Annotated in this window: 4 protein-coding genes; all 4 read right to left on the bottom strand. The window is 36.8% G+C overall.

Features of this window, described 5'->3' with window-relative positions; translation table 11 throughout:
• Positions 1-196: 196 nt before the first annotated feature.
• Positions 197-2,161, bottom strand: coding sequence for an OmpA family protein (locus ABD935_RS07450; protein WP_345191149.1), 1,965 nt, complete (start codon positions 2,159-2,161; stop codon positions 197-199).
• Between the two features lie 113 nt (positions 2,162-2,274).
• On the bottom strand, positions 2,275-4,200 hold the full coding sequence (locus ABD935_RS07455; RefSeq protein ID WP_345191150.1) for an OmpA family protein: 1,926 nt from the start codon (positions 4,198-4,200) through the stop codon (positions 2,275-2,277).
• A gap of 13 nt (positions 4,201-4,213) precedes the next feature.
• Entirely contained in the window at positions 4,214-5,140 is a 927-nt protein-coding gene (locus ABD935_RS07460) for a PorP/SprF family type IX secretion system membrane protein (RefSeq protein ID WP_345191151.1), read from the bottom strand.
• 11 nt (positions 5,141-5,151) lie between these two features.
• Positions 5,152-9,203, bottom strand: a 4,052-nt coding sequence (locus tag ABD935_RS07465; RefSeq protein WP_345191152.1) for an HYR-like domain-containing protein, incomplete at its 5' end; no start/stop codon positions are given.

Consider the following 9,203-nt stretch of genomic DNA (forward strand, 5'->3'; position numbering starts at 1 on the left):
TTCATGATTCAAAGTTAATTTATGTAACTCTAAATCTCGCAACATAATGTCCAGTCTAATATAGTAAGTCCAGTCAGGATATGCTAAGGTTTTTGTTGATGTTATTCCGTAAAGGTAATTAATTTTTCTTACAGAAATAAACAAAAAAACCCCAGTAGATTTCTACTGGGATTTTATAATCAAACTACGTTTTAAATTAGTTCACTTTAATCACTACAAAGTTGGTACGTCTATTAAACTGGTGTTGTGCTTCTGTACATCTTATGGTACCATCACAAGCATTAACCAGTTTTTCTTCGCCATAGCCTTTATATTCAAGTATTCTATCAGCATCTACGCCTTTTGATATTAAATAGTTATAAGTAGTATGGGCTCTTCGGTTTGATAGTATCATATTATAACTAGCGGGCCCTCTGGAGTCTGAGTGTGATTCAATTTTAATGGTCATATCAGGATATGTATTTAACATTAAATCAACCATGTTATCTAACTCTGTGTTATCTTGTTTGCGTATGTTAGCACTATCAAAACTATGATATATGGGTTCTAATTCTATTGATTTTGGATCTATGGTTTCCTCTTTTTCAGAGTCTTTTACTATTACTTCTGGTTTTGAAACAGGATCCATAGAGAAATCTGCGTTTAAACTAGATACTGTTTTATCGATTCCTTTAGAGCTTATTGGATTGGCGCTGTTAATAAATCCATTTTGTTTTACATGAATTATATAATCAGCATCTCTATCAATATTCATATCATAACGTCCATTTTCATCGGCTTCAAACGAAGCGATTTCATGGTCTTCTGTATCAAATAAAGCTACAAAAGCATTAGGTATTGGGGTGTTATTAATAGCATCATAGATTGTGCCTTCAAGTTTTAATCTAGTAACTCTACTAAATGCATAAATATCATCACTGCCAACACCATCTTCTCTATTTGATGCAAAATAACCCGTCACGCCATCGTTATTCATAAAGAATGAAAAATCATCCTTACTGGAGTTTAAGGGATATCCAAGATTAATCACGCCAATAGTGTTTTTGTTTTCATCTAAAACGGTTGCAAAAACATCTAATAAGCCTAAGCCGTTATGCCCATCTGAAGAAAAGAAAAGCACCCCTTCGCTATTAATAAAAGGGAAATTTTCATTTTTATTGGTGTTTATAGTGCGACCTAAATTTTGAGGCGTACCATAAGTACCATCTTCATTAATATCAACATAATAAATATCGGATTTACCAACACCGCCAGGCATATCTGAAGTAAAATATAATTTAGTACCATCTACATTTAAAGCAGGGTGACCGTTAGAATATTGGTTATCATTAAAAGGAAGCTCTTGGATGTTAGTCCATTCACCATCAATTAGTAATGCTTTATAAATCTTGAGGTTTGAAAAACCATTGCCATCTTTTTTTAGGTTGTTTTTTATAAAGTTGGTTCTAGAAAAATATAGCGTTTTGCCATCGTTGCTAATGGTTACTGGCCCATCATGATACACAGAATTTACATCGCCTTTTAATTTGAATTTGTGATTAACGTTAGATTCGGCAATGGTACTTTTATCGGCTACATAGACATCTAAAAAAGGCTCTTCATCCCAACTATATAAACTTTTTACCAAAACACCTTCATTTCTTGAAGAGGTAAAGTAGATGTTACCATCACGTTCATAAGCACCAAAATCGCTAAATTTAGAGTTAAAATTTACAGGTTCAGAATTGTAACGATGTTTCGCATTGAAAATAGAATTTATAAACTCACCATCTTTAGTAAATTTTATTTGGTCTATTTTTCCACCGGCGTTATGAAATTTTTTCAACCAAACACGAGATTCTTTATAACTTTTAATACCTCTTAATGCTTGTGCATAACTGTAATAATATTCAATAGGGGCACTTTCTTGTTGCACCACTTTTTTATAGTAAACTACAGCGCTATCCGGATTTCTTAATAGGGCATAACTATCGGCTAATTGTCTGGTTGCATAATCGGCATTAAAATTATTATCTATGAGTTGATGATAAACCTGAGCAGCCTCTGTAAAAGAGAATTTATTAAATAACGAATCTGCCTTTTTTTGTTTACTAGATTGCGCATAGGAGCAAAGGCCTATTAGCAATGCGATAGTAGCAATAATATAGTATTTTAATTTCATGGGGCTCATTTTAGATTCCCGAATTAACGGGAATGACAATTTCAACGGAAACCTCAAGGCAAACCTTAGAGGCATTCTTTTTCGATTAAAATCCAATATATGTAAATTGGGTTTTACTCCATTTTAACCACAATAAACTGGGTACGTCTGTTTAATTGATGTTGTTCTTCTTCACAATCTTCACCGTCTTCACAACCGTTTGTTAATCTACGTTCACCAAAACCTTGATGTTCTGTAATTCTTGCAGGATCAACTCCTTTAGAAATTAAGTACTCGTAAGTTGCGTTAGCTCTATCTATCGATAATTTATCGTTATAAGATAATTTACCTCTAGAATCTGTGTGCGATTCAATACGTATTACCATTTCTGGATAATCGTTTTGCATTAAATTCACAATTTTGTCTAATTGCAATGCCGCATCCTCTCTAATAGCATGGCTATTAAAATCAAAGTAAATGGTATTTAAATCTATTTCAGCTAGTTTTACAACATCCTGAACAGGGTTTAATATTAAATTGGCAGTAATGGTTATCAGTTCCGTTTGTATGTTTTTAGAGTGAAAATCGCGGTAATCATCAATATATTTATCTTGACTGGCAACAATTTTATAATCTTCGTTTCTATCAATATTTATTTGATAAAAACCGTTTTCATCAGTTACCATATAAGCAACTTGTTCATTGTTATCATTAAATAATGTGATTTTAGCATTTACAATAGGTTTTGTATTTATGGCGTCTGTGACTACACCTTCCACATGCATTACTGGTTCTCTATGGAATGCATAAATATCATCACTTCCACGACCACCTTGTCTGTTAGAAGCAAAGTAACCCGTAATGCCATTCGTGTTCATTACGAATGAAAAATCATCTTTATTAGAATTAACAGGTACGCCTAAGTTTATAACATCTACGATGCTTTTTTCATCTTCTCCTTTAATTGTGGCAAAAATGTCTAGTAGGCCTAAACCTGTGTGTCCATCGGATGAGAAGAATAAAACACCTTCATTGTTTATAAAAGGAAAGCCTTCAGCATCTTTAGTATTTACAACATCACCAAGATTTTCTAGATTCGATAGTGTACCATCAGGTTGGATAGTCATCGACCAAATATCAGATCCACCTTTGCTTCCAGGTCTATCTGACGTAAAATAAAGCTTAGTATCATCAATATTTAAAGCAGGATGTTGTGTTGAAAAGTCATCGCTATTAATTGGGAGGTCTTCTATGTTTGTCCATAAACCGTTAACCAAAGTAGCTCGGTAAATCTTCATATTAGTAAGACCTTTACTGTCTTTCGCCTCAACGCCTTCAGTAAAATTATTTCTAGAAAAATACATGGTTTTTCCATCTTTGGTAATAGTAACGGGCCCATCATGATAAATAGAATTTACATCGCCTGCTAGTTTTGCAGTATGGTCTACATTTCTTTTAGTGCCAGCTTTGGTTACGTAAACATCTAAAAAGGGTTGTTCGTTCCATCCGTATAAACGTTTTATCGCGGTACCTTCATCACGTGCCGATGCAAAATAGACTTTGCCGTCATGCTCAAAAGCACCAAAATCGCTATACTTAGAATTGAATCTAATTCTATCTAAAAAATACTGTTGTTTAGCACCAAATACACTAGTAATAAAATTGATGTCTTTTGAAAAATCATCAGAATTCACTACACCTCCGGAGTCTTTAAAGCGCTTAAGCCAAATTTGAGACTCATCATATTTTTTCATACCACGAAGCGACTGTGCGTATTTATAGTAATATTGTACAGGGACATTTTTTTGCTTAACCACACTTTTATAAAATCTAGAAGCATTTCTAGGATCTCGCAAAAGGGCATAACAATCTGCCAGCTTTCTGGTAGAATAATTTTTATTGTAGTTGTTCTGCAAGAGTTCTCTATATAACTTAGAGGCTTTTACAAACGAAAATTTATTAAACAATGTATCGGCTCTTTTTTGTTTTCTTTGTTGAGAAAAACTAGAAAGACTTAGCATTAATGCGATACATACTAATATGTAATTTTTAGTATTCATAGAAAAATTAGTATTAGAAATATCTTGGTGATTTTAGTTTTGAACTTAAGAATTTGAATTCATAGATAAGTAATATCTCATGCGTTCCAGTAGTGTAGTCAGCTATATCAGAAATGGGTTTCTCATAAGCATAACCAATACGTAATTGACGAGATACTTGAAAATCTACAATACCACCAATGGCTGCGGTTTGCTCATTAATTCTATACGAACCTCCTAGCCAAATCTTTTCATTGTATAAGAAATTGGCAGTTAAATCATAAGAAACAGGAGCGCCATTAGTTGCTTTTATTAAAGCCGCTGGCTTGAACTTGAAACTTTTACTGATGTCTAAAACGCCACCTGCTGTAAAATAATAGCTCACTCGATCTAGAGCTTTAAATTGATTTTTATTGTTCAAATCGTTATTTAATATTCTTGGAGCAGATAACCCAGCGTAAATTCTATTGGTACTCCAATAAACACCGGCACCAATATTAGGCGACCATCTATCTTCAGTCCCAAAAATTAATGGGTCATTTTGATTTGCTTCACTTAAACGAAAATCTGTATCAAAACTAAATTGTGTGAAACCACCTTTTAAGCCAAAAGCTAATTTCCCATTATTTCCTGTTGGAATGCTATATGAAAAGTCGGCATATAAATATGAGAAATTCTGAGGTCCTAGATCATCTTCAATAAAAGTTAAACCTAAACCTATTCTATCATTTCTAAGCGGTGTGTGTACAGAAAGTGTTTGCGTTATTGGGCCACCTTTAAAACCAACCCATTGACTTCTATGCAATGCAACAATACTTAAAGCTTCTCTACTACCCGCATAAGCAGGGTTTATTGAGATTGTATTGTACATATACTGCGTGAATTGGGGTAATTGTTGTGCAACTCCAACCGTACAGCTAAACAACGCAATAGCGATTATGTTATGTTTAATAAATTTCATAGGTTATCGTTTTATTTGGTTCCTAAGTATACGGGGCCAGTCAAAGGACTCAATCCACTATTTTGTAATTTGATTATATAATAATATGTTCCGTTAGGCAATTTGTTTTTGCCTCCAAATGAAGCAGTAGGTGTTCCATCCCAATCGCCTTTGGCACCAGAGGTTTTTATACTACCTAGGGTATAATTTTTAGAATCATAAACTAAAGCACCCCAACGGTTAAATATTTTAATTTCAGCAGTAAATCCACATAAATCAATTCCCGCAATATCAAAAGTATCATTAAATCCATCGCCGTTTGGTGTGATTGCCGTTGAAATTACAATATCATTTTCACCACAAGGTAATACCACACAATCTGCATGAATGTTCATAATGGCTTCTGTGATACTTATACAACCTTCATGTGTTGTGGTATACCTGAATCTATAATCCATTCCACCGTCTTTTGGTAAAAAGTCTTCGCTTAACTCCAATACCGTTGGGTCAAAAACACTTCCGGTAAGTGTTGCATCTGGATTTCCTTCTAATAATTCCCAAACACCATCTGTGTTTAGCGTATCGGATATTAAATCATTCAGATTAAATGTGCCTTCATCGAAACATCTATCTTCTGCAACTATTTCAGAATATACTTCATCAAGAGCAACATTTAAGGTTTGAGTGTAATCTTCTTCATTGTTACAAGCATCTCTAACTGTCCATGTTCTCACAATTTTGTAATCTACTAGATTGTTTTCATCAAATGAATTTGTTTCATTAAAATCAACAATGACGTTAGTTGAACAGTTGTCTTCAAATTTTAAAACAGGAACATCTGGTATATCCGTACAACTTACATCTAAAACAAGATCATAAGATGTTGTTGGTACTGGTGCAGTTGTATCTTGAACAGTTATAACTTGCGTATGCTTAGTTTCTAAACCACATTCATCAGTAGCTGTCCATGTACGTGCAATAAAGTAGTTTGAAGGACAATTACCGTCTGTTCTAACATCATTTACTGATACTATGGCATCACCACAATTATCTGTAGCTGTTAATGTTGTAACATCAGGAATGGCATCACATTCTACTGTTGTATCTCTTGGTAATGTTTCAACAAATACTGGAGCCGTAGTGTCTTGAACAGTTATAATTTGAGTATGAATAGTTGTTAAACCACAATCGTCTGTCGCTGTCCATGTTCTAGCTAAAGTGTAGTTGCTAGGACAATTACCGTCTGTTCTAGAGTCGCTTACTGCAACCGTAGCTGAACCACAAATATCTGTAGCTGTTAAAGTTTCAGCTGTTGGGACGGCATCACATTCAACTACAAGTCTAATCACAGGCAGTGTTTCTACAAACACTGGTGGCGTAGTATCTTGTACCGTAATGGTCTGTACATGGGTGTTGGTTATACCACAATCATCAGTAGCTGTATAAGAACGAGTAATTGTGTAATTTGAAGGACAATTCCCATCAGTTCTAACATCATTTACTGTAACATTAGCATTGCCACAATTATCAGAAGCAGTTAAAGTTTCTGCAACAGGAACGCTATTACATTCAACTACAACATCCGCAGGGAGTGTTGTTTGGTCAAATTCTGGTGCGATTGTATCTGAAGTTGAAATTGTTTGATCGGCACTTACTGTGTTTCCACAAGAATCCGTAGCTGTCCAAGTACGTGTTATCGTAAAAGTTCCTGAACAAGCCCCTTCTGTAGTTACATCGCTAAAGGTTATTACCGGATCGTTATCACAATTATCAACTGCAGTGGCAGTGCCAAAACTAGATGGTGTTAAGTCATCACTACATTCAGCAGTTACATTAGCCGGTAATGAAAGTACTGGAGGCGTGTTATCTTGAACGGTAATAGTTTGTACAAAGTTAGCACTGGTATTGTCACATCCATCTGTAAAGTTCCAAGTACGTACTTGTACATAGGCATTAGGGCAATTGGCATCTGGCGTTTTAATATCGCTAACTAATATTATGTTAGAAGTTGCTGAACAATTATCAGTAGCTGTAGGGCCTTGCGCTAATGCACTTACAAGTCCACCAGTATCGCTACATTCTAGTGTTGCATCTAAACTACCCGCGGCAGTATCCACTGTTGGAGCAGTGGTGTCTTGAACTGTAATGGTCTGAACAAAGTCCACACTTGTATTGTCACATCCATCTGTAAAGTTCCAAGTACGCACTTGCACATAGGCATTGGCACAATTGGCATCGGCAGTGGTTACATCACTGACAAGCGTTATGTTAGGCGCAGAACAATCATCTGATGCAGTAGGCACCAATGATAAGGCATTTGAAATACCTGCGGTATCACTACATTCCAAAGTATCATCCAAGCTACCAGCAGCAGTGTCCACCGTTGGAGGCGTATTGTCTTTTACTAAATAAGTTGCTGTTGTCGTACTGGCGTTATTACATTGGTCTGTTGCGGTAAAAGTGACCGTAATGGCACCGTTATCACATTTTACAGAGGAATCAGAGCCATAATCATTGGTCCATGTTACCGTACCGCAATTATCGGTAGCGGTCGCGCCAGCATTGGAATCTAGCCAAGCTGTTAAAAGTGCCTGTGTATCACCTACACCACATTCGATTTCAATGTTAGCGGTATTGGTGTTGTCTATAACAGGAGCGGTATTATCTTGAACCGTAATGGTCTGGACAAAGTCCGCACTGGTATTGTTACAACCATCGGTAAAGTTCCAAGTACGTACCCGTACATAGGCATTAGGACATGTAGGGTCAACAGTATTGACATCGCTTACTAACACAAGGTTAGGAACGGTTGTACAGTTATCGGTTGCCGTTGGCGCAAGGGCCAGGGCAGCAGCTATATTAGTAGTATCGCTACATTCTATGGTTGCATCTAAACTACCTGCAGCAGTATCTACTGTTGGAGCCGTGGTGTCTTGAACCGTAATGGTCTGAACAAAGTCAGCACTTGTGTTACCACATCCATCTGTAAAGTTCCAAGTACGCACTTGCACATAGGCATTGGCACAATTGGCATCAGCAGTGGTTACATTACTAACCAATATTAAATTAGGAGTAGTTGTACAGTTATCGGTTGCTGTTGGGGCAAGCGCTAGGGCAGCAGCTATATTTGTATTATCACTACATTCCAGTGTTGCATCTAAACTACCCGCAGCAGTATCCACTGTTGGAGCTGTAGTGTCTTGAACAGTAATAGTCTGAACAAAGTCTGCACTAGTGTTGTTACACCCATCTGTGAAGTTCCAAGTACGCACTTGCACATAGGCATTGGCACAATTGGCATCGGCAGTGGTTACATCACTGACAAGGGTTATGTTAGGCGTAGAACAATCATCTGATGCAGCAGGCACCAATGATAATGCATTTGAAATACCAGCGGTATCGCTACATTCTAGAGTATCGTCTAAGCTACCAGCAGCAGTGTCCACCGTTGGAGGGGTATTGTCTTTTACTAAATAAGTTGCTGTTGTCGTACTGGCGTTATTACATTGGTCTGTTGCGGTAAAAGTGACCGTAATGGCACCGTTATCACATTTTACAGAGGAATCAGATCCATAATCATTGGTCCATGTTACCGTACCACAATTATCGGTAGCGGTTGCGCCAGCATTGGAATCTAGCCAAGCTGTTAAAAGTGCCTGTGTATCACCTACACCACATTCGATTTCAATATTAGCGGTAGTGGTGTTGTCTATAACAGGAGCATCTTGATCAGAACCCGTATGGGTCATAGTTACCGTAAAGTCATTGGCGACACAGCCATCCGAGATGTTATAAGTACGCTCTAAAGACCATGCACAAGCATCGCCAGTAAGGGTTTGGCCAACAAAAGTAGCCGTTACCGTCCCACAATCGTCTGTATACGCAGTTTCCAAGGCAGTAATATCAGAAGCCGTAGCTGCAATGGCATCAATTTCAGTTTCATTGGCACATGCATTGATATCAGTAGTGCCAGAAGGTGTTGTTCCTGTAGCGGCATCTTGATCAGAGCCCATATGGGTCATAGTCACAGTGAAATCATTGGCGACACAGCCATCCGAGATGTTATAAGTACGCTCTAAAGACC

Source organism: Algibacter agarivorans (genome assembly GCF_039543245.1).
Classification (GTDB): Bacteria; Bacteroidota; Bacteroidia; order Flavobacteriales; family Flavobacteriaceae; genus Algibacter_G; species Algibacter_G agarivorans.